This window comes from Nostoc sp. (assembly GCF_036919595.1).
Classification (GTDB): domain Bacteria; phylum Cyanobacteriota; class Cyanobacteriia; order Cyanobacteriales; family Nostocaceae; genus Nostoc.
In genome coordinates this window covers 1-22,533 of the sequence record NZ_JBALCO010000165.1, presented here as the reverse complement: position 1 = coordinate 22,533, position 22,533 = coordinate 1, and the positions used below count along the sequence as shown (strand labels likewise).

At 43.4% G+C, this 22,533-nt stretch carries 22 protein-coding genes and 1 riboswitch; of the genes, 8 read left to right on the top strand and 14 right to left on the bottom strand.

What is annotated here, in order from left to right; genetic code table 11:
- Positions 1-56 precede the first annotated feature (56 nt).
- Positions 57-299 carry a 4-Cys prefix domain-containing protein gene (locus V7K21_RS25595; RefSeq protein ID WP_335178207.1) on the bottom strand — a complete coding sequence of 81 codons (243 nt, stop codon included), beginning with the start codon at positions 297-299 and terminating at the stop codon, positions 57-59.
- Positions 300-531: 232 nt separating this feature from the next.
- Between V7K21_RS25595 and V7K21_RS25590 the strand changes: the two genes are divergently transcribed.
- Both V7K21_RS25590 and V7K21_RS25585 read left to right on the top strand, forming a co-directional pair.
- A complete protein-coding gene (locus V7K21_RS25590) occupies positions 532-1,383 on the top strand; it encodes an FAD-binding domain-containing protein (protein ID WP_335178205.1) in 852 nt (283 codons plus the stop codon).
- Positions 1,384-1,674: 291 nt separating this feature from the next.
- A complete protein-coding gene (locus V7K21_RS25585; protein ID WP_335178203.1) occupies positions 1,675-2,091 on the top strand; it encodes a hypothetical protein in 417 nt (138 codons plus the stop codon).
- 151 nt (positions 2,092-2,242) lie between these two features.
- On the opposite strand, the gene V7K21_RS25580 is transcribed toward V7K21_RS25585, so the two are convergent.
- Positions 2,243-2,494 (bottom strand): hypothetical protein, encoded by a 252-nt coding sequence (locus tag V7K21_RS25580; protein WP_335178201.1) that lies wholly within the window; start codon positions 2,492-2,494, stop codon positions 2,243-2,245.
- 148 nt (positions 2,495-2,642) lie between these two features.
- A riboswitch (adenosylcobalamin-variant (AdoCbl-variant) riboswitch) is annotated at positions 2,643-2,735 on the top strand.
- 1 nt (position 2,736) lies between these two features.
- Between V7K21_RS25580 and cobG the strand changes: the two genes are divergently transcribed.
- The 3 genes from cobG (at position 2,737) to V7K21_RS25565 (ending at position 5,822) form a co-directional block, all read left to right on the top strand.
- Positions 2,737-4,320 (top strand): precorrin-3B synthase, encoded by a 1,584-nt coding sequence (gene cobG / locus V7K21_RS25575; RefSeq protein ID WP_335178199.1) that lies wholly within the window; start codon positions 2,737-2,739, stop codon positions 4,318-4,320.
- A gap of 168 nt (positions 4,321-4,488) precedes the next feature.
- Positions 4,489-5,115, top strand: coding sequence for a precorrin-8X methylmutase (locus V7K21_RS25570; protein ID WP_335178197.1), 627 nt, complete (start codon positions 4,489-4,491; stop codon positions 5,113-5,115).
- Between the two features lie 2 nt (positions 5,116-5,117).
- On the top strand, positions 5,118-5,822 hold the full coding sequence (locus V7K21_RS25565) for a precorrin-2 C(20)-methyltransferase (protein ID WP_335178195.1): 705 nt from the start codon (positions 5,118-5,120) through the stop codon (positions 5,820-5,822).
- Between the two features lie 99 nt (positions 5,823-5,921).
- Here the strand turns inward: V7K21_RS25565 and V7K21_RS25560 are convergent, their stop codons facing one another.
- From V7K21_RS25560 to V7K21_RS25530, 7 genes are all read right to left on the bottom strand, one after another.
- Positions 5,922-6,608: a PHP domain-containing protein gene (locus V7K21_RS25560; RefSeq protein ID WP_335178192.1), complete on the bottom strand. Its 687-nt coding sequence runs from the start codon at positions 6,606-6,608 to the stop codon at positions 5,922-5,924.
- Positions 6,609-7,009: 401 nt separating this feature from the next.
- Positions 7,010-8,197, bottom strand: a complete 1,188-nt coding sequence (locus tag V7K21_RS25555) for an AIR synthase related protein (protein WP_335178190.1) — start codon at positions 8,195-8,197, stop codon at positions 7,010-7,012.
- An 11-nt stretch (positions 8,198-8,208) separates the two neighbouring features.
- Positions 8,209-8,436 carry a hypothetical protein gene (locus V7K21_RS25550; protein ID WP_335178188.1) on the bottom strand — a complete coding sequence of 76 codons (228 nt, stop codon included), beginning with the start codon at positions 8,434-8,436 and terminating at the stop codon, positions 8,209-8,211.
- Positions 8,437-8,602: 166 nt separating this feature from the next.
- Positions 8,603-8,938: a hypothetical protein gene (locus tag V7K21_RS25545; RefSeq protein ID WP_335178186.1), complete on the bottom strand. Its 336-nt coding sequence runs from the start codon at positions 8,936-8,938 to the stop codon at positions 8,603-8,605.
- Between the two features lie 369 nt (positions 8,939-9,307).
- Positions 9,308-9,910, bottom strand: coding sequence for a superoxide dismutase (locus V7K21_RS25540; protein WP_335178184.1), 603 nt, complete (start codon positions 9,908-9,910; stop codon positions 9,308-9,310).
- A gap of 496 nt (positions 9,911-10,406) precedes the next feature.
- Positions 10,407-12,014, bottom strand: coding sequence for a bifunctional pantoate--beta-alanine ligase/(d)CMP kinase (locus V7K21_RS25535; RefSeq protein WP_335178182.1), 1,608 nt, complete (start codon positions 12,012-12,014; stop codon positions 10,407-10,409).
- A 210-nt stretch (positions 12,015-12,224) separates the two neighbouring features.
- Positions 12,225-13,328 carry a septal ring lytic transglycosylase RlpA family protein gene (locus tag V7K21_RS25530; protein WP_335178180.1) on the bottom strand — a complete coding sequence of 368 codons (1,104 nt, stop codon included), beginning with the start codon at positions 13,326-13,328 and terminating at the stop codon, positions 12,225-12,227.
- A 1,236-nt stretch (positions 13,329-14,564) separates the two neighbouring features.
- Here V7K21_RS25530 and glsA point away from each other — a divergent pair.
- The 3 genes from glsA (at position 14,565) to V7K21_RS25515 (ending at position 16,511) form a co-directional block, all read left to right on the top strand.
- Positions 14,565-15,539 (top strand): glutaminase A, encoded by a 975-nt coding sequence (glsA, locus tag V7K21_RS25525; protein ID WP_335178178.1) that lies wholly within the window; start codon positions 14,565-14,567, stop codon positions 15,537-15,539.
- A gap of 414 nt (positions 15,540-15,953) precedes the next feature.
- Positions 15,954-16,262 (top strand): hypothetical protein, encoded by a 309-nt coding sequence (locus V7K21_RS25520; RefSeq protein WP_335178176.1) that lies wholly within the window; start codon positions 15,954-15,956, stop codon positions 16,260-16,262.
- Between the two features lie 84 nt (positions 16,263-16,346).
- Positions 16,347-16,511 (top strand): hypothetical protein, encoded by a 165-nt coding sequence (locus tag V7K21_RS25515; RefSeq protein WP_335178174.1) that lies wholly within the window; start codon positions 16,347-16,349, stop codon positions 16,509-16,511.
- A 79-nt stretch (positions 16,512-16,590) separates the two neighbouring features.
- Here V7K21_RS25515 and V7K21_RS25510 read toward each other — a convergent pair whose 3' ends face one another.
- The 5 genes from V7K21_RS25510 to V7K21_RS25490 form a co-directional block, all read right to left on the bottom strand.
- Positions 16,591-17,406 (bottom strand): DUF1838 domain-containing protein, encoded by an 816-nt coding sequence (locus V7K21_RS25510; protein ID WP_335178172.1) that lies wholly within the window; start codon positions 17,404-17,406, stop codon positions 16,591-16,593.
- A gap of 452 nt (positions 17,407-17,858) precedes the next feature.
- On the bottom strand, positions 17,859-19,043 hold the full coding sequence (locus tag V7K21_RS25505; protein ID WP_335178170.1) for an AbrB family transcriptional regulator: 1,185 nt from the start codon (positions 19,041-19,043) through the stop codon (positions 17,859-17,861).
- A 268-nt stretch (positions 19,044-19,311) separates the two neighbouring features.
- Positions 19,312-19,650: a hypothetical protein gene (locus tag V7K21_RS25500; RefSeq protein ID WP_335178168.1), complete on the bottom strand. Its 339-nt coding sequence runs from the start codon at positions 19,648-19,650 to the stop codon at positions 19,312-19,314.
- Between the two features lie 172 nt (positions 19,651-19,822).
- On the bottom strand, positions 19,823-21,178 hold the full coding sequence (locus V7K21_RS25495) for an aromatic ring-hydroxylating dioxygenase subunit alpha (protein ID WP_335178166.1): 1,356 nt from the start codon (positions 21,176-21,178) through the stop codon (positions 19,823-19,825).
- 98 nt (positions 21,179-21,276) lie between these two features.
- Positions 21,277-22,149, bottom strand: coding sequence for an aldo/keto reductase family oxidoreductase (locus V7K21_RS25490; protein ID WP_335178164.1), 873 nt, complete (start codon positions 22,147-22,149; stop codon positions 21,277-21,279).
- Positions 22,150-22,533 lie beyond the last annotated feature (384 nt).

Below are 22,533 nucleotides of genomic sequence, written 5' to 3'. Positions count from 1 at the left end.
GGAGAGAAGATAAAGTACCCATCTCCCTTTGGAATCCCTGGATGATTCAGATGGCTTTAGACTTGTGCTTCTTGCTGAAACAGCGATACTGCCTTAGCATCATCCAGCATCAAAACTTTTAAGACTTTGAGAGTGTTGCTGTGGTTAACTTCAAATGTCTTGGCAAAACCACCTGCGCCTAATTGGCGAGTCACTCGATACCGTCCTTCCAAGAGCAATTCTGAGCCACAGGCTTGACAAAACAGTATATTTTCAGAATTTTGAGGTCTTGGGCATTGGAGATTGATGCAGAGGGTCATAGTGTTTTTTGCAACACAGTTTGCCCTAATAGTCTAGCCTTACGGAGATATTTTCGTCACCAGTAAAAATTAGGACAATGAGGATGCCTGTGGTTCTTGCTAGCCTACGCACTCATTCATCTTTGCTTAGTTCTTTCGTCAGATAGAGAACAGTCCCTTATGTTTCTGCGCGATAATAATGACTTAACCTACAAGTATTTTTGTTTATCTATCCTCACCCTTCAAAGTTCACATGACTCAAGATATGCAACGCGAATTTACCAACCGCGATGAGTTGGTAGCCTACCTGCACGAACAATTCCCAGATGCGGCACAATGCGATGACCACATTAGTGAAACCGTGGGAGGACGCAAAGCAGCAGAGAAAGCGCTGCAAAAAATCGACCCAGTAAGCTACGCGCAAACACGTAATTTTTTCACAGGTGCTGTGACGCGACTTTCACCTTACATCCGCTATGGCGTTTTGAGTTTGCGAGAAATTCGAGATTATGTCCTTGAACGGGTACAGCGCCAAGACGAAGCTACTAAACTAATTAACGAGTTAGGCTGGCGTGACTACTGGCAACGGTTGTATGTCAAGTTAGGCGATGGAATCTGGAAAGACCAGGAAGAGTACAAAACTGGTTACACGGTGAGTGAATATGCACCCGAATTGCTGCAAGATATCAGACAAGGAACCACAGGTAGGGTTTGCATTGACAGTTTTAGCCATGACTTGAAAGAAACTGGCTATCTACATAACCACGCACGCATGTGGTTAGCGGCTTACATTGTCCATTGGCGGCGTATTCGTTGGCAAGCAGGAGCCAAATGGTTTCTCGAAAACCTTTTAGATGGAGATCCTGCTAGCAATAATATGTCATGGCAGTGGGTTGCCAGCACCTTTAGTCATAAACCGTATTTTTTCAACCGTGAGAACTTAGAACGCTACACCAAAAGCGTTTATTGCCAGAAATGTCCGCTTTACGGTCATTGTGATTTTGAAGGTAGTTATGAAGAATTAGAACAGCGACTTTTTCCTAAAGGGGAATTTAGTCAACAAGCCAATAGCCAAAGTTGGCAGCGTGGGAAGAAGCGGCGCTAAGTACATGTCAGCATAATATTTGTAGCGTTTTTAAATGCAAAGGGACGCATTGGCATTGTAAAGGGACACATTGGCATTGCAGAGGGATGCATTAGCATTGCAGAGGGATGCATTAGCATTGTAAAGGGACACATTGGCATTGCAGAGGGATGCATTAGCATTGTAAAGGTACGCATTGGCATTGCAAAAGGATGCATTGCCATTGCTATTGCTAAATTTAATTCGCTAGGAATTAATGAAATGCTGTACTAAGATTTTTTGCCTTTTAACAGGAAACAAAACCAAAATCTAATGAGTAAACCAATTGTTTGGGTACACGGAGATTGCCTCAGTCCATACAACCCTGTACTGCAAAAATACTCCGATGCCCCAGCTATCTGGGTTTGGGACGAGGCTTTGATAAAAGAATGGCAACTGAGTCTCAAACGCCTCGCCTTTATCTACGAATGCTTGCTAGAGTTACCCGTTATTATCCGTCGTGGTGATATGGCACAAGAAATTTTAGCTTTTGCTCAAGAACATGATGCGAATTTAGTCGTCACAGCCAACAGTCCCAGTCCCCGGTTTGATGATATCTGCAATCAAATGGAGGGTTCTATTGCAGTGGAAGTGCTAGAGGTAGAGCCATTTTTTGAGTATGACGGCTATATTGACCTGAAGCGGTTCTCGCGCTATTGGAAAGTGGCTCAAAATTATGTTTTTGAATAGCCCAATTATAAAATTGTAATGTTTAGCGATCGCTTCTTCTATCAAAGTTTGATAGTTTGGTACTAACAGACGCAAGCTTCAACTGATGAAGCAATACGTTTGGGTTAAGGCTTGATCCTTCCTAACCCTCCTTTTTAAGGCTTGTCATTACCTACATTTTTGTAACAGTCAAAATATTTCGCTTACCCAGATCCCGCCCAGAACTTAAGTTCAGAAGCTCAACTTCCGAGTTCAAAGGCTCAACTTCCGAGTTCAAAGGCTCAACTTCCAAGTTCAAAGGCTCAACTTCCGAGTTCAAAGGCTCAACTTCCAAGTTCAAAGGCTCAACTTCCGAGTTCAGAGGCTCAACTTCCGAGTTCAAAGGCTCAACTTCCGAGTTCAAAGGCTTAACTTCCGAGTTCAAAGGCTCAACTTCCAAGTTCTAAGCTAGTAATGAATACAAGACTCACCTTGACAGCGTTAGTGAACTACGGCTAACTCTGTCAACGTGGATAGCTTGATTCAAAATTTGCATGAAGCATTAAATTTTCTGACTACCTTCTCGTGCTAAATTACTAAAGCTTGGAGTTGGGAAACTCCGGTGAAATTCCGGGACTGTGCCGCAGCTGTGATGGGATCACCCAAGTCAGAATGCCAACTCTCAAGATGTCCTCAAGACACCCTCACCGTCTACTCCCTGCGCTGCACGGGGAAGGAGTTACAAGTTTGCTTTCTGGATTTGCCACTTGTCCTGGCTTGTTTTATCCTACATCCGCCGCCGATGGTATATTATCTCGAATTAGAATACCAGGTGGAATTATTAGTAGTCAGCAGTGCCGTGCGATCGCACACATAGCAGAGCAGCACGGGGGCGGCTATGTGGATGTGACTAATCGAGCAAACCTCCAAATCCGTGAGATCCGCACGGGGATAAGTGCTGAAGTTCTGAAGCATTTACAGGATATGGGGCTGGGTTCTCGCAATCCTGCTGTAGACCACATCCGTAATATTATGACTAGCCCAACTGCTGGTATCGACCCGCAGGAATTAATTGACACTCGCGCTTTTGTCAAAGGTTGGGATGATTATATTGCTGCACATCCAGCGCTTTCGGGACTGTCGGCAAAATTTAGCGTTTGCTTTGATGGCGGTGGGATAATTCGAGTGTGCGATCGCTTGAATGATATCCTATTTGTCGCTGTCTCAGTTAACAGTAATGTTTACTTCCGCCTTTATCTCAGTGTCGGCGCAAAGGGACAACCGCCCAGCGATATGGGAATTTTGTTACCACCAGAAAAATGTTTGCCCGTATTGGCAGCTTTGGCAGAGGTCTATCTAGCTCATAGTAATACTACAAGTAAGCGTCGGCTACGTCTTTTAGAGTTATTAAATATTTTTGGTTGTGAAAATTATCTCCAGGAAGTTGAACAGCGTCTACCTTTTTCTCTTTTATGCAGTGAAACAAGAAAAAACCTAACCCCCCAACCCCCTTCCATAATAGGGAAAGGGGAGAAATTCTCTACTCTTTTGCAAGGAGAGGGGAAGTATCAGCATATTGGCATCCATCCCCAACGTCAGCAAGGATTATTTTATCTTGGTGTCGTATTACCTCTTGGGCGATTGGAGAGTAGCCAGATGCGGGGTTTAGCAGATTTAGCAGCAAAATATGGTAACGGCACTCTTAGGTTAACCCCCTGGCAAAATCTGCTGTTAACAGATATTCCTCAGCAATGGGTTGGCGATGTCCTGCGAGAAATTGCTTTCTTAGGATTAGATTCCTCAGCAACTAACATCAAGAGTGCATTAGTTGCCTGTTCTGGAAAAAAGGGTTGCGCCGCTTCTGCCACAGATACCAAGGATCATGCGTTGGCATTGGCAAAGTATCTTGATCGCGTTACTCTGGATTGCCCAGTTAATATCCACTTTAGCGGCTGCGAAAAATCCTGTGCCCAGCATAGCAAGAGTGATATTACTCTGCTCGGTGTCAGCATTGAGGCGGACAATGAAAATGTGGAAGGTTATCACATTTATGTTGGTGATAACGAAGAGAAATTCGGACGTGAACTATATCAATATGTGACTTTTGCCGAACTACCTGCATTTATAGAGCGGATGCTATATATATATAAAATTCACCGTCTAAATTCTGATGAGTCCTTTGGGAAATTTGCTAATCGATATGCGATCGCCCAATTACAGCAATTATTTATTAAATACTTAGAAAATGGAACCACAGATGCACACAGATGAATACAGATGATTGATTACTCCCTTCGCAGTGCAAAATTACCCAATTCTTCTGTTTCTCTTTCTCTGTGTTCTCTGCGCCTCTGCGGTTAATTAAATTAGGTATTCTTCTAATTAAAAGGGAATATCTATATTAAACAAATCAATCCAAAATCTAAAATCCCAAATCGAATGCCAGACTACATCCGAGATGCCAACGAAATTTACCGTAATTCTTTTGCAATCATCCGGTCAGAAGCAAACCTAGATGTGCTGCCACCAGATGTTGCAAAAGTTGCTGTACGTCTCATTCATGCCTGTGGGATGACGGATATTGTCACTGACTTGGGATATTCATCAACAGCAGTACAATCTGCAAGGGAAGCACTAGCAGCAGGAGCGCCGATTCTGTGCGATTGCCGGATGGTTGCCGATGGCGTTACCAGGCGGCGGTTGTCTGCAAACAATCAAGTTATTTGTACCCTAAATGAGCCGGAAGTGCCAGAAATTGCCCAGCGTCTAGCTACTACAAGGTCGGCGGCAGCCCTGGAATTATGGCGATCGCACCTCCAAGGAGCGGTGATCGCAATTGGCAATGCGCCCACAGCACTGTTTAGGCTGTTAGAAATGCTCGATGAAGGAGCTGCTAAACCTGCGATTATCTTAGGCTTTCCAGTTGGGTTTGTCGGTGCAGCCGAATCAAAAGCAGCCTTGGCAGCAGACAGCAGAAATGTGCCATTTTTAACCTTACATGGTCGGCGCGGTGGGAGTGCGATCGCAGCCGCAGCAGTTAACGCCCTGGCAACGGAGGAAGAATGAATATGCAAACCAAAGGTCGTCTCTATGGAATTGGTGTTGGGCCAGGCGATCCAGAACTATTGACTCTGAAGGCACTACGATTATTACGTGCGGCTCCTGTGGTAGCCTATCAATCAGCAACAGGTAAAGAAAGTATTGCTAGAGCGATCGTGGCGCAGTATCTTCCTGGCAATCAAATTGAGGTGCTATTTCACCTCCCCCGCGCTTTGGAACCAGAAAACGCAAAGTCTATTTATGACAAGGAAATTGAACCAATCGCCGACCATTTAGCAGCCGGTCGAGATGTCGTGGTGCTATGTGAGGGTGATCCATTTTTCTATGGTTCGTTTATGTACCTGTTCACGCGGTTATGTAACCAGTACGAAACAGAAGTTGTTCCCGGAGTTTCCTCGCTGATGGCTTGTCCGGTAGCCTTGGGTGTACCTTTCACCTACTACACCGATATTCTTACAGTCTTACCCGCCCCATTGCCAGCAGAAGAACTGACTACACATCTGCTGATGACTGATGCAGCAGCAATTATGAAACTAGGTCGCCACTTTACGAAAGTGCGGGATATCCTACATAAATTAGGGCTAGCATCACGAGCAAGATATATTGAGCGGGCATCAACGTCACAGCAACGCATCGTACCTCTGGATGAAGTTGATCCAGCCAAAGTCCCCTATTTCTCGATGATTGTGATTCCCACAAAGAATCGACTATAGTCCTTTGATGAATAGTCGGCCTATGACTAATCGAAAATCCAAAATAGAATAACCTCCTGGCAGATTGAACCAGGAGAGTTGAAAAAAATGGATTCATTTTCACAAGCGTTGTAGCAAACTCAAACCGTGGGTATCAGTACCACAGGTATTGAAAAGAAAGTATTCATCAGCCAACTTTTGCACTTGTTCTGATTCCAATATGCTAGGTTTCCAAGGATTGGGGTTATTGTAGGCGTAGAAAGTTTCTACACCATCGATACCCTTTTGGGACGCAGCTGGAATTAAGTCAAAATGCGATCGCTTGTAACGAACTGGATGAGCCAGAACTGCCAATCCCCCAGCTTCATGAATAGCGGCAATCACGTTACTTGCCTGATATTCTTTGCCTGTAGTCGCCCTTCTTTGCAGATAGGGTTTCATACTAGGGTGTTCTGTTGCAAAAGCATAAGCTAAAATGTGAACTTCTATATCCAAAAGGTTGGCATTGATTTCCACGCCACTCCACAGGTAAGGAGTGCTTGAACCAGGATTATTCCACTTCCAATCTTCTAACCAAGCAAGGGCCGCTTGATAGCCGATAATACCATGATGATCGGTGATAGCTAACCCTTTTAGCCCAATAGCGATCGCCTGCTCCATCAATCCACTCGGCTGCAACCTCCCATCTGAGTAGACGGTGTGCATATGAAAGTTGAATAACCTTGGACAACTCTGTGCATCAATGTTCTGGAATACTTGCTTCAAAAGTTCTACAGAAGCAGTAGTTCGGGCCAAATTTACAGCCATAACCCCCTCTGAATAAAAATATATATTCTTAACACACTAAAATGCCCCATTTATAGATGAGAAATCTCCAACACTGTAAATATAGTGTTGGTGGCTACTTTCTCAGCTTTCTCAGCAAATTTTTCAATATGTTAAGACTACGTTAGCAAATCTTAACCTCAGTGATAATGGGTAATTTAAACTACTTTATGATTGTGTAGTAAATAATGTTACATACAATTTTTATAAATCCACTCATGCTATTTGTGCTGAATGACTTATTTCTAAAGACTTAGTAGAATATTTTTATCTAATCAGCCTGAATTTTAACTATAAAAAGCGTGAAAAAAAACACTTTTTATTTCAATAATTACACTTAATTATTTAATCCAGTCATGACTTCAGCGATCGCTTGCGGCTGATTATACCCCGCGCGCAATCCCAAAAGACTCTCCCTTCAAGGTGACTCCAAGGGGTTCTACCACTACCTCACGGGCAAGGGACGCTTCAACCCTTCCGGCAATCACAGCCGTTAGCTTATGTTCTCTTGCAAGCATGACAATTTTCTCTGCATCCTGCTCCGACTCTGTATAGAATGCAAATCCAGCTCCATAATTGAACACGGAAAGCATCGTTTCTGCCCCGCCCTCAAGATGACCCTCGACAAACGTAAATATCTCCGGCACTGGGAGCATCGTTTCGATCACGTACCGCAACGGCTTCACCGATCGCATCAGCTTCTGCCATCCATGTCCAGTGATATTCTCCATCGCGGTGGGACGAATTCCCTCGCCAAGCACCGCCTGCACAAGTGGTGTGTAGAGATACGATGCGGCATTCATCGCTTCCCAGAACTCCTGCCCACTGGGAAGTTTTGTTCTATAGCCATCAGGGAGAGACTGGGCGAGCTTTCGCATTGGAGTAAAGCCGTTTTCATGGGGGCCCGAACTCTCGACGAGAACAATGGTATTTCCAGCATCCAGACGCGAGCTATCAATGGGAGCGACACCAGGTGGCATAACTCCAAAAACGGAGCCTGCAATGTCGAGCCGGCCTGGAATCATCTTGGTTTTGAGTTGAGGAGTTTCCCCTGAGAGGTACACGCAGCCCACTCGTTTGCACCCCTCGACCACTCCATCAAGAAACCCATTAAGGAAGGCGGGGGTGAAGATTGTTTCAGGAGTGCTTGATGGTAGATAGAGACCGAGAAGTATAGTCTGCATACCTGAGGTTGCGGCGTCGTTCGTCAGACATGAGATAATCTTGATACCAATATTCCACCAGAATCGTCGAAGCTCTTCCTCACAGAGGTTGTCAGGGCGGGTATCGTCTGCGGTGCCCAGTCCTTCCGGGACAAGTGTCATAAAAAGTTCTCTAGCCCCTGCTTCCAGAAACGGAGCGAGGTTAAAGTTGAAAGTGTTAGCGCTTGCTCCGAGACCCGATGCGGGCACGATACCATAAGCACTTGCAAAGCCAAGTGTACGTTTTGCGGCATCAATGAAGCGTCGCTTTGCGGCATCGAGAGTATCGTAATCGACTTGATCGAGAGCTTGAGGCATCAGGTTGCGTTTTAAGTTAAGAGTTAAAAGTGAGGAGTTAGGAAAACTCATAACTCCTGACTTTAAAATACCTCATCTTCAATACCACGCCACCATTCCCCCAAATTCATCAAGTCTTGGTAAATATCTTCTAATTCTTTGGTATAGACATCATTTGTAAGGGTGGCTCGACGCTCTTGCAATTTTTTGAGGCGCAGTTGTACCAATAGCCAAGGTTTAGAGATGCTATTCGTTGCTTCGATGTATTGCGCTAGTTCTTTACTACTGCCCGTTAGCTCATTAGTTGACATTTGCTGGAATTTAATAAAATCTATATTTGATAAGGGTATCAACTTTCGTAGACAATTTTTCATCTCCCTTTTTATTTGTAATTTATAGTTCATCTGAACTATTAAGTGGGGAGGACTTTTAAAACATCCTCTAAGAAAAATTATTAGTTGAGTGCAGATGCGATGTCTACGACAAGGCTTTCGCCAACGCATCTCCAAGTTTACGTAATGTTCTCTCTCGTGCAAAGTCAGCTGCTGCCGATGCCGACTCTGCCAGAATTGTGTCAATATTTGGCGTTAGCTTCAAAGCCCCACCTAAATAACCCAGTGCTTTAACATAACAATCAGATAAATTGGTAGAGGCTAACCGCTTTACAGTTTGGTAATCACCATTTACAAAGGCAGACAAAGCCTTGGCGTGTAAATCATTTCCGGGTTCGGGAACATCCAAAACATTGAGGATTGCCTCAATAGCTTTATTTACCTTTTCTAGTGTCAGTTCTTGTTGTACAGCTTGCACCATTATTTTTACTCCTAAGTCCAGGTTTCAAAATTTTTAGCTCTAATCTGGGGCAAATAGAGTATGTCCTAGTTACGATCCAAATGCTATTTTACGATTCATGACAGAAAACCAATAGCATTATCCCGGTCATAATTAATGAATCGCAATTCTCAGAAAAGCTAGATTTTACTCCCTGATCTTCCCCATCCCCTTAACAGTCAACCAAAAACAGCCACGAGACTAGTTCGTGACTGCTAACAAGATTGGTCAATTAACTGATTGTTTCTATTTTACATATCTGGCACAAGCCACGTAGACGCATTGGCGCAGCCTCTCGTAGAGAAGCAGCTTGCCAAAAGGCATCGCAGGCAGTTCAAAACTGGCAATTCATTAAGCTTTAGCTAAATTTTCAGCAACAAAGTCCCAGTTCACCAACTGTTCTAGGAAATTCTTGATAAACGCTGGACGAGCGTTTTTGTAGTCAATGTAGTAAGCGTGTTCCCAAACATCCAAGGTTAGGAGTGCCTTCTGTCCATGAGCTAGTGGATTTTCTGCATTTGGTGTCTTAATCACCTTCAGCGTACCACCATCATCAATCAGCCAAGACCATCCGCTGCCGAATTGAGTTGTGGCTGCATTAGAGAATTCTTCCTTGAATTTGTCAAAGCTACCAAAGTCTTTATCAATCTTGGCTGCGACTTCACCAGTGGGTGTGCCGCCACCTGCGGGTTTCAAAGAATTCCAGAAGAAGGTGTGGTTCCAAACTTGAGCTGCGTTGTTAAAGATTCCCGCCTTAGAGGAGTCTTTAAAGGAAGTTTTGATTACTTCTTCCAGAGACTTATCGGCAAGTTCAGTACCTTCAGTCAGCTTGTTCAGGTTGTCTACATAAGCTTTGTGATGCTTGCCATAGTGATACTCGAAAGTCTCAGCTTTCATGCCATAAGGCTCTAGAGCATCCTTGTCAAAGGGTAGTGGTTCTTGTACAAATACCATTGTGTGAAATCCTCTCTTTATCGGTTTCCAGTTGAAAGCTATTGCAGAAGCTTAGGAAATTAGCAGCTTTTGTTTTTAAGAGTTTTATGTCTTTCATTATGGAACATAAAACTTAACATCGTCATTCTACTACCAAAGTGAAGATGAAAACAAAGTACTTTTGTGATAAGTCAAATCGCTAGTTATTAATGATTATAAATAAAAATAGCTAATATTTCATCATCAAAGACTGATAATTAATTAGCATTTAGCAATTACAGCTTTCATACTTCTATCTTTAGTAGGATTAATTATGATGTAATAAATCAGTCGAAAGCGAGATGATTTAATCTTTAAATAATTTAAAATTTATAATATAAAGCTTCATTTTAAGTAAAGAGAGCCAATAGTAAAATTATCCAATATTTTGCTTTGGGTGGAGTGTTGAGGATGGTAAGTGAATAATCACTCACCCACCACCCTTTGAAACTAAAAAACTAACAGCAAATAGCGGTGATTACCACTGAGATAAACGCTGCTGGTAATAGTTAATAATTTGTGCGGTAACTTCAGAGACGTCTAAACCATCGGTTTGAACTTCGATCGCATCCGTTGCTTTTTGCAAAGGAGAAACTTTGCGTGTACTATCTTTCCAGTCACGTTCGGCAATGTCGTGTTCCAGCTGCTCTAAACTCACTTCGGGTTGACCTTGTTTGTTAAAGTCTTGCTGGCGGCGACGGGCGCGTTCACTTACAGAAGCGGTTAAGAAGATTTTAACTTCGGCATCGGGGAACACGTGAGTACCGATATCCCGACCTTCAGCTACTAAACCACCTCTTTTACCCCAGTTTTGCTGTTGCTTAACCAATGCTTGACGGACAGCGCTTTGTGCCGCGATCGCCGATACAAGAGATGTTACCTCAATCGTGCGAATTGCCTGGGTAACATCGATACCGTTAATCCGAACCCGCACTGTCGATTCTAAATCCTGGGTAGGAGTAAGTTCAATTTTACACTTGCTAGTTAATTCGGCGATCGCACACTCATCGTCAATGGCAATCCCACTTTGCAGTACTAACCAAGTGACAGCACGGTACATAGCTCCTGTATCTAAATACACTAAACTTAAGTTTGCTGCCACTTGACGCGCCACTGTAGATTTTCCAGCACCAGCTGGACCATCAATGGCGATAATAGGTTGACGATCGCGCAATATCGTATTGTCAATCAAACGTGTAGCACCAAGACGAGCTGCGATCGCCAACATTCCTTCCTCCTCAACTTTTTCTAAAGACATCAACGTAGTCGGTTCAACCAATTCAATATATTCCACTGAGACCGTGCTGACCATTGCCACTTCTTGCTGTACCACTGCTATCAACTTGTTGCTATTGCGATCGCCTGCAATGAATGCAGCTTCAGCTCGTCGCAAGCCGCGATATAACACCGCTGCTTGCTCTTTTGCCGTTGCAGTCAAATATTGATTACGAGAACTGAAGGCAAGACCCGACGCTTCCCGTACTGTTGGACAAGCAACAATTTCTACTGGCAAATTTAAATCAGCCACTAAGCGTTTAATAATTGCCAGTTGCTGACCATCCTTTTGACCAAAGTAGGCACGGTCAGGCTGTACCAAGTTGAAAAGTTTGGTCACAATCGTAGCGACACCCTGAAAGTGACCTAGCCGAGAACGACCACACAAGCCTGTTATCATAGCAGATGGGGGGATAACTTGTGTAACCTTTGATTCTTGTATACTTTTGTGTGGAACTGCCATTTCTTCCGGAGTTGGTGCAAAAATGGCATCTACCCCAGCTTGTTCACAAAATTGCTGGTCTTGCTCTAAAGTGCGAGGGTAGCGTTGATAATCCTCGTTTGGAGCAAATTGCAGGGGATTGACGAAAATACTAACAATCACTGTAGAATTTTCTTGCCGCGCCCGTTGGATCAAGCTTAAATGACCTTGATGCAAATTCCCCATCGTTGGCACCAGACCGACTGCCGTCTGATACCAGTTAGTCATCTCATCTAGTCTCAGATCCTCAGTAACTGCCATCAGCTTGTTTTCTGAGCAGCGTTTAGTTAAATAGCAGCGTAAAGCTGCGACTGTTGTCAGCAGGCGCACAAAAATACCCCTAGTTCTTATCGATCCCTCCCCCGCTAGTTTATATCTGAAATAGAGGGAAGAGATGCTTGAACTAGGGGAATTAAGTTGTCCGGAACTGGGGATTGGGCAAAACAGTTGCGAGTTCTGAGTTCCGGTTCTGAGTAAAGAAGTGAGATTCCCTACTCAGCACTTGAGTGGGCGCTCACGCCGAAGTCACTCAGCACATGATTATTTCTCTAAGACTTCAATATGCACTTGTGCCACGCCACTGCCCATCATTCCCAAAATCCGAGCCGCACCAGCAGAAAGGTCAATGATTCGCCCGCGAATGAACGGGCCTCGGTCATTAATCCGCACCACTACAGAACGACCATTGTAGGTGTTAGTTACACGAACTTGCGTACCAAAGGGCAAGCTGCGATGGGCGGCAGTCATTTCTTCTGGATTAAACCTCTGACCGCTAGCAGTACGATTACCAGAACCATCATAGCCGTAATAGGAAGCCATGCCTCCGAAAGAGATTCGTACTGGGCCGACGGTAATCTGCTTTGGCAATTTAGGTATTGATACTGGTAGACGCACTGGTAAATTCGTAATTTCTTTTAAGGGAGATGCATTGCCTAGTAGCCTCCGCAGGCGATTGGTTGCTTGCAATGCATCTTCCGCCAAATTGTTGGTAGTACCTGCTAATCGCGTACCTTCGTTGATTTCGACCAATTCTTCGTCATTAATTTTGATTACATAGCGATCGCCATTTTGCTGGAGGGGAGCGCTTTTGTTTTGCGCTTGATTGGCAGTAGATTCGCCCCCTGCTTTCCAACTTACGGTAATCTTACTCCCGTCTACATTTTCTCGGTTCAACTGGTTGATCTTAGCTGCTATTATACCAGCTATCTGAACCGGATCATTGTCAACAGAGCTAATCTGGCTAGTCACATCCGTTAAGTTCCCAGTACTCACCGTCTTTGGTGAATTGCTAGCAATAAGGGCGTACGATTGTACGCCCCCATTATCTCCAATTGCCCCAACTTTTTTAGTTTCAACGCTCGTATCTGGTAGAGAACTCAAAAAGGTGAGAACTGGTATATTTCGGATAAAAAGGGTTGCTGCCTTACGTCCTCCAATGTTGTGAGGATGAATTTGTGTAATCACAGCATCCAAGGTTTGTTCCCCTGCTCTGGATTGGTACTCTCCCACCTTCACCACATCAGGGGCAGGCGATTTTTGGGAAGCTAGCACATTTCCCTTGATGGTTTGAGTGCAACCGACTGAGGGTATGCCCAAAACAGCCATAGACAGGGTAACAATAATCCACAAATGTCTTTGATTCATGCGTCCGTTTTTAAAGCGACTGTAGAACTTAAGTTTTATAATTCGCGGGATTTTTCACTAGTGAGAGTGACTTCCCTCCTGATAACTCGAACTCGTTCCGCCTTCACTTTTTATTTATAACTGCAACAGACTAGCATGAACCTTTTGGCTTGGGGATCAGGGTTTTAGCGTAATAATTGGCAACTTGATTCTATTTAAATTCCAATTTTAAGGGCGAAACCTTTTTCAAATGGGGACTTTGGCTATGTAACGCTTTTTAATGCAAGTCAAAAATTTCTTAAAAAAACTTTACATTTATTGCACACCAAAGTGACGATACCCCATTCACATCGCTTCTAAAGGCTCGCAACTACCACTGTATTATAGAAAACATCCTTATCAACTATTTACGAGCAAACCCGAATATAATAACTTTAATCAAATGGCATCAGCATAAATACTTAAAAGTACTTAATTAATGAAATATTTAGATTTCCCTATGAATAAGTCGTGATAGGAGTTACATCTAAAATAATTATGCAAATTAGTTTGAGTCTAATATCTTTTTTCAAAGTTTTTTCTACTGATATTAATCATGACTTTGATTATTCATGACTAGACGAAAATTAGTAATAAATATAACTTAATATAACAGTATTGCTGAGTATAAAAAAAAGAGGATACTCAACTTAATATTTTTTATGATTAATCATGAAAAAATTAGTAAATCTTGGCGATCACTTGAAAACAAAATTTACAAAGTATTAAAAAAGACAAAAGTCATATTTTACCCTAAGTAGTTGCTCAAAAATGATTTTTGAGAGCAAGCTGTCTTTTCAACTGTAGAGATGTGGGGCTGTGCCCTTTCAAGGTAAACGTTTGTACTATGAGAATGATGTTCTAACCCAATTTTGGTATTTTAGCTAAGGCGTAGGCGTAGCCCGCCGTAGGCATCGCTTAATTTACAGTCCCAAAAAAGAGAAGTTTTATGCAGAATTACTTTATATAATTCCAGCCGATGCCTGAAATGCCGTAAAAACGTTGATAGTACATATGCTCACCTTAAAAGGGCTAGTCCTAAAATCTTAAGGTTATCTTTTTTGGCAAGATTATGATTTCAATTTTTTAATTAGGGTTGCGATCGCATTTATTAGACACACTACCTTTGATTTCGACACTTTACAGATGTACGGAGCTTATTCAAAAATCAAATAAGATTCCTATATACTAGGTAATTTGGGAAATGCTATCAGCCTGATGACAAGCCAAGCAAATCAAGGAGATTTAGAAATAGATCCATCGCCATTATTAACTGTTCTCAACGAGTTGCATTCCCAGTACAAGTTACTGCAAGAGGGTGCAGTAGCGAAATACATTCCGGAACTGGCAAAGGTTAACCCGGACTTGTTCAGCATTTGCATTGTGACAGTAGATGGTCAGGTTTACAAAGTTGGGGACTATGACCAACTCTTTACCATTCAGTCAATTTCCAAGGTGTTTGCTTATGGACTTGCTCTAGAAGATCATGGACTGGATTACGTTTTGACTAGAGTTGGCGTGGAACCGACAGGGGATGCATTCAACGCGATTATTTTGGATGAGCAATCGAAGCGACCTTATAACCCAATGGTAAATGCTGGAGCGATCGCAACCACCAGCTTAATCAGAGGTTTCGGCCCAACCGAACGCCTCAATCGAATGCTAGATATGTTCCAGCGATATATTAGCCGCGATGTATTCGTTGACATTTCAGTTTTTACCTCAGAACGGAGTACAGGGCATCGTAACCGCGCAATGGCACATCTGATGCTCAACTTTGGGATGATTGACCAAAATATTGAAGAAGCTTTGGATCTTTATTTTCAGCAGTGTGCTGTGATGGTAAATTGCCAAGACTTAGCAAAGATGGCGGCTACCCTTGCTAATAGAGGTATTAACCCCATTACAAAAGAACAGGCGGTAAATAAGCATTACATCAAAGATATTCTGAGTGTTATGTATACCTGTGGAATGTACAACTTTGCAGGTGAGTGGGCTTATAAAATTGGTATTCCGGCGAAAAGCGGTATTAGTGGTGGGATTATCGCCGTTGTACCCAATCAAATGGGGATTGGAGTTTTTTCGCCGCTGCTGGATGTGCGTGGTAACAGTGTGCGGGGGGTAAAGGTGTGTGAAGAACTTTCCCAACGCTTAGGGCTACATCTATTTGAGTGTCAAAGAAAAGATTACTAGAAATCAATATAGTTCAATTAAGCATTTCTTCTTTCTCTTTGCGTCCTACCCTACAGTCAGCCACTTAGTGTCTATGCATCCTTGGCGGTAGCCTGCGGCAAGCCGCTTTGCGTCTACGTTCAAAAAATTAATTTTTACAAAGAGTTTTAGCCTTAACCCAAGCGTATTGGTATGGTGTAGCGTGAAGCTGGCAGTAAAAGTGAATGGTGTGTTGAAGCGATCGCAGCAGTTGGAAGGATTAGTTTAAACGCCAATCCGATCCATCTTTAGCTAGTTAGCCAAATTTTCAATAGCATATAAAGCGTTTTTGAAACATGAGATTTTTCCAATAGTGAGTTCTTCACTAACTGTTACAAATAGGCGAGATGGCTTCTATTTTATAGTTATTTTAAAGCGATAGTCGGGATTAACATTATGCATGAAGTTTCAAAGCAGACTATAGAGACAGCACAAAAACATGCTCAACAATCAATTGAGCATAGTGAACACATACAAGAGTTGGGTAAGAGTTTAGAAACAAATCACCAAAGAGAGCCGGAACAAGAAGAACGTATTAAAGCGTTTGGAGAAACCATGCACGAGCACGCGCAGAAATTTAAAGATTTGGCGGATAGACTAACAGAAGATCCTTCAACAGAGTTGTATTCAGAAGTAGTAACCGAGCATATAAAGGTAAATGAAGCTCATATCAAAGCAATAAAAGAATTTAAAAAGAAACAGTAGCAAGCTTAAATAAGATATTAATTGGATATTAAATTTATCCGCTTTTAGCTAGATGTATTTTTGAGTTGATTACAGGTCAGAACCTTGTTGGTACAAGGCGAACAGATAAAAGCGATCGCCCTGACTGCCTACGCCAGGGAGATAAATCATCAACAGGCATTAAAAGCGGATTTCTACAAGCACATCACCAAGCCAATTGAACCAAGGACGTTAGTAGAAGCAATCTCTAGCTTGCTTCGGTTAACTTAGCTCTAACTTTAGACTTGATGCTTCTCGGATCAGCATCAGCTATCTCCTGGCAAGAGTTTGATTTTGCTTTAAGGCTAATTTACAATTCTTCTGCCTGGGGAAGCGGGAAGATTTCACCAGCCAAGTAAGCTTGAAAGTGCTTTTGGAAGTACAACCAGGAAGTCATATCTTCTCCATCTATCAATGCTTTTGGGGCTTTTTTATATAGAGGAATACGGTTATTAATTTCGTCTTGCAGCAGTGGGGGCAGTTCTGTTAAACCATTGATCTTGCTGCCAACAGCACTGTAGATCAGATTACCGGGGCGATCGCCCATTTTCATCCAGGGAAGCCATTGACCAATCCGATCCCAACTCAGTTTGAGTTGAGAAACTGAGGGGAGGGCTGTGTTGAATAAATCTGCGGTTGGCACAGTTAATTTAAACAATTCGGCTGCCTGATAAATTGGATTTGGGCTGTATTCGGCAAATTTGGGATCGTCTGCTAAGGGATTGGGATAATAGGGAAATATATCAAAAACGAAGGTTGTGCTATCACCGTCTACTTGTGCAGGAAAATTTCCATCGAATTTACCCTGCACTGGATTATTGGCAACATGAATCACCGGAACTGTCTCGCCTGTCCAAGGATTTTCCCATTTGGGCAAAACCTCATCTGTTTTTGGGTTGAGATAGTAAGTCAGTTCCCTAGAAGTAAAATCCCAGCTACCTTCTGCTGTGGGAATACATCGGCTAACACTCAATCCCAGCATCTTAAACAGGAGTTGTCTTTTCTCACCGCGGATAAAGGCGTAAATTTTACCTTTCCAAATCAGGAAAGTGGATTCGCTAGGGTCGAGGGAAGAACGAGTTTTAACCCAGTGCTGGGCTTCAAGTTCTTGGATTTGGGCAACCATTTAAAGCATCCTTAGTATCTGGATAACAAAAGAATAAGCTAATCAGCATTCAAGTTGCATCTTTGGGAGTTAGGAGACGCGATTAATCGCGTCTCTACTATTAGACCTCTTGCATAAGTCGAATAGACCCCTCTTATAAAGCTACCGTGTATACACAAGTCCTATTACCCCCCTTAATCCCCCCGATATATTGGGGGGAAACAGAAAAAATGTTGTTCCCTCCCCTTTATAAGGGGAGGGTTAGGGTGGGGTAAAACCGAGATTTATCAACTACTTGAGACTTGTGTATACACCGTAGCCTTATAAACGTGGGAAACTTGAAATCTTGCCCGCTCCCCAATACATACGGGGAGGGTTGGGGAGGGGTGATTCAAGGATTTTTGCAAGAGGTCTATTGCAATACGCTTAGAATAAGCCTATTTTTCTTCCCCTGCTTCCCCTGCCTTCATCAATTAAACTGATTCAGAAACTTGCTCATCCAAACGGCGAAACAAAAACACCCAAAGAGGTAAAGAACTATTAATCGCAATTAGTCGCACTAAATGACCAGTTGTGACAATTTCAACATTATGATTCAATGCCAGGGAAACCAAGATCATTTCTGCTGATCCTCCTGGTGCTGTGACTAAGAGACAAGTTAACCAGTCCCAAGAGGTTAATTGCATTGCAAGTATAGCAGCGATCGCTCCGGCTACAAGGGTCATCCCCACAGACATTAAGGCATAGCTGACAGTCTGCTTTTTAAAGTTGGGTTTGTCTCCCCAACACTCACCAATAGTAATTCCCAGGAGCATTTGACCCAATAAATTAATTAAAGGCGGCGGACTAAAGCTAATATCACCCAAGAAAGGCAGCCAATGTAGCAAAGGATTAAACCCGATACCAATTAATAATGCACCAAAGAAATCACCAGCGGGAATTTTAAATAATATAGCGGGGTAAACTACTAATCCAGTGATTAGCAGTACTAACAAAAGTAATTCTAGTTGAGATGGATCAAAATTGAGCCAAGCACCGTTGACCGGGAGTGTTTGGGGATAGTAATTACTAGCTGATGTCCTAGCGATGAAGGGAATCAGAACAACTACTGAGGTGACGCGAATCGCCTGAACTAGGGCAACTAAGGTAACATTTTTATTGTAATCGGCGGCGATCGCTGCCATAATTCCGACACCCCCAGGAACTGTAGCCAGCATTGATGTCATTAGGTTGGTTTTGCTGACGCGGGAGTAAATATAACCAATACAGCTTCCACTCAGCACTAGAAACAAGGTAAGAAAAATAAATATCGGAATATCAGAAATAACACTAGCTAGATTACTGTGGGCACTGGAAGCGCCAACAGTTAAGCCTACAAGTGCCATTCCCACTTTTCTTGCAGTGCGGTTAGGTTGGGGGGAATATTGATAGAAAATTCGACACCCTTGAAGAATTAATGTACCAGCAGCAATCCCACCAAATATCCAGGCAATTCTGCCAATTTGAAACTTTGCCAGCAGTAAACCCAAAGGTAATGCCAGAAGTATTTCCAAGACAAGGACAATTAGTTGCCTGGCAAATAGCTGTTGTTTGGTAATAACAGGATTTTCATGAGTGTGTTCTTCCAGGTTGGGAGCAACACTTACACTTTGATTCATCGATACAAGCTTTTTTATTAGTTTGACTTATGTACTGAAGCTAATGCGATCGCCCGAAATAACTAGAGCATCGATTCAACCTAACCCCCCAGCCCCCAACCGTTGTAGGGTTGGGAGAGAGGTTCTTCCAGGATTACTGAATTGGTGTTCTAAGTCTAAATTTACCGCGTCTTCCATTCAAACAAAAATGCCTATAGAGAGAGGATAGGGGCACAATTGCGGTTGTGCCCCTACAAATAATTTGTATTCCTTTCAATGGTTTAGCCGTTTAATCTTCGTCAAGGGCTGGGAAAGCTTCTTCAAGCTGCCACAACCTATCTTTATTTTCAACAAACCAAATACGAGTTTCTAGAGTTAATTTACTCCAAATGACTTCAACAGGGATGTGAGGAGATGCATATTGGTACTGTTGACCAAGTGATTTGAGATTGTCCGCTACATGATGGGGAATTCCAAATTCTTCCCAGTCAACTGTGACACTTTTTCCCGAAACTCCCGCTGTGGGGTCGAAAATCAATTGTGCTGATCTGACTAAATCAGCAAAGTGTTTCGGTTTGAGTTTGGTGATCTCCTGAATTTTGAGTGATTCGTTATACTCTTGAGACATGATCGCCGCAGTGGTAAAGATTAGTGATGTCTTGAACTTACTGCCAGAGATTTTTATCCCAATATTTTTACTTTAGCGCAGAGCCGCTAAATTCATCATGATTAAGATTATAGATTAGGGATTAAGTGTTGGGAAGAATTTCGATTCCAGTCCCCAGTCCCTAGTTGCTATTTTAGTGACGAGTGTAGGAACGCTCAAAGTGAGTTTTGAGTGTCTGAGCCATAGCGGACATTACAACTGCTGCTATAGAAACCGATATTGCTGCTATTCTGATTTTAGAATCATCTGCAAGTATCGCAACAGCCGCTAGAGCGATCGCTACTCCTATACAACTTTGTTTGAGCTTATTCGTCACTTGATAAGCTTGATTGCAGGAATGACAAATAAGTGTATGTTGTGAGAATCGATCTAACGTGATCAACTTTTGATCACACTCGCTACTACCGAGATTTTTTGAGGTGGAATAACCTTGATAAAACGGCAAAGATGAGCCAAATTTATCTAGCCACTTGCGATACTCAACCACAAAAGTATCAGATGTTTTCAGCGGTAAATATACTTCTTTGAGATTTTGCCCCAAACGCTCAATTTGTGCCTTTTGTTCAACGACTAATTGCAAATCACCTTCTAAAATTTTGTTTCGGATCAAGATGTGATCTAACCAGGGAGGCATCAGTTTGATTTTTTGGCCAAACAAATTGCCATAATTTCTAACGAGAATCCGAGATCTATCCTTACCTAGTGGAATTGAATACAAGGCTGTGCCCCCAAACTTATTTTGTTGTTCATTACCAAATTTGTAGAGAATCAAATTAGGAGCCATGAAATCTAATGAAATCCAAGGCAGATTAGCTGTCCTTGTGCGCCGCCACCTTCCCTTAATTCCCTGAATATTGGTGTCAATGACTTCTAGTTCCAGCGCTTGGGCATCTTTGCGACTTCCCATGATGCCATCATGGCTGATTGGAACATGAGCCGGGTCAATAATGTTTTCAATAAAATAGCTTTGGTCGTAAGGTAAGTCACGTACATAGTCTAAGTTGAAGCAACCCGGCTTTTCCCAATCTGGTAGAAATGGAATTAGCTCATCAACAGCTGTTTCGGCTTCCCCTGCCCACATCCAAATGATCCCTTGACGTTCCAAGACTTTAAAGGATGATACGCAAGCATTTACCGGAATTTTTGCATCGGTTGGTAACTGGGGAATGTGCAGACATTGACCATCACTGCCAAACTGCCAACCGTGATATAAGCATTCTATTTTGCCGTCAATAATTTGTCCATCAGAAAGTCTAGCTGCACGGTGGGGACAACGATCTGTTAAACAGATAAGTTGTCCATTTTGGTCTTTGAACAAAACGAAGGGTTCATCGTACAAGGAAAAGCTATAAGGACGGTTGGCAGGCAAGTGTTGTACAAAGCTAACGGGATACCAGCATTGCCTCCAGTTAAATTCTTGCTTCTTTTCAGGTGTCTCAAAGGTAGAAGTTGGTGGTGTAGCCTGTAGTGTCTCTGTTTCTAATGACATACTTTTCTCCAAGTTTCTTTGATTTTATGCGCCGTAACCGCGTAGCATCTCAAAGTTTTTGGTGCTGGCTGTACCGTAGACGAGTACGGTCGGCATAGTTAAGCGCCGCCGATCGCGTCCAGTTCGGCAATTATTTGCGGTGGAAGTTGCAAATCTGCGGCTTTGAGATTCTCGTGCAGATGCTCAACCGATGATGTACCCGGAATCAGCAAGATGTTCGGCGAGCGCTGCAACAGCCACGCCAGCGCAACCTGCATCTTAGTAGCTTTGACCGACGCCACCACCGTGTCCAGCGTCGAAGACTGAAGCGGGTTGAAGCCGCCGAGCGGAAAGAACGGCACGTAGGCGATGCCCTTAAGCGCCAGATTGCCCACTAGCGCGTCGTCGTCGCGGTGAGCGAGGTTGTACTGGTTCTGCACACAAACCACAGGCGCGATCGCGCGCGCTTCCTCGATCTGCGCCGCCGTCACATTGCTAAGTCCCAGGTGCCGGATCAGCCCCTGCTGCTGCATCTCGGCGAGTGCAGTGAATTGCTCTGCGATCGACCCCTCGTTCGGCCCCTCCCCCCATCGGCGCAGGTTGACGACATCGATCACGTCAACGCCCAGGTTGGTCAGGTTGTCGTGCACCGCTTGGCGAAGCTCGGTCGGACTCTGCGCTGGATTCCACGATGCGTCCGCGCCGCGCACTGCGCCCACCTTGGTGACAATCGTCAAATCTTCGGGGTAGGGGTGAAGCGCCTGCCGAATGATTTGGTTGGTGATGTGCGGACCGTAGAAGTCGCTGGTGTCGATGTGATTGATTCCGAGTGCGATCGCTTCGCGCAGAACGGCAACGGCAGCATCCACGTCGCGTGGCGGTCCCCAAACACCTGATCCAGCAAGCTGCATCGCACCATAGCCTATCCGCTTCAGAGTCACAGAAGTGCCTGTGAGCGTGAAACTACCGCCAAGGTTCACTTGAGCAATCATGTTTTTGTTCCTCCTAAATGTTTATCGGTTTGTGAAGAAATCAATGACTTGCAGTGGTAATGGCCGCCTTCAACTGCTCCACGTTCCAGAAATCAGTATAGCGAAATAGCGAACTCCATTAATAAACTAAAACATCAGCATACTCCACAAGATAGCCGTTTACCAAAGCTTTTTGATAGGTAAATAGCAGATGGTGCATCAGCCAAAATTGACCCTGCGCTGCTGCTTCCACCACTTTTGCTTCTTCTGTTTATTAATTTAATATCAACAGGACTCAGAGCTAATTTATTTACAGCAGTTTTCAGGTAAATAGACCACAGTGATTGAACCAACCGAAAGTATCATCCTCGGTAATATAATTTACAACTTCAGCCATTGCTTGAT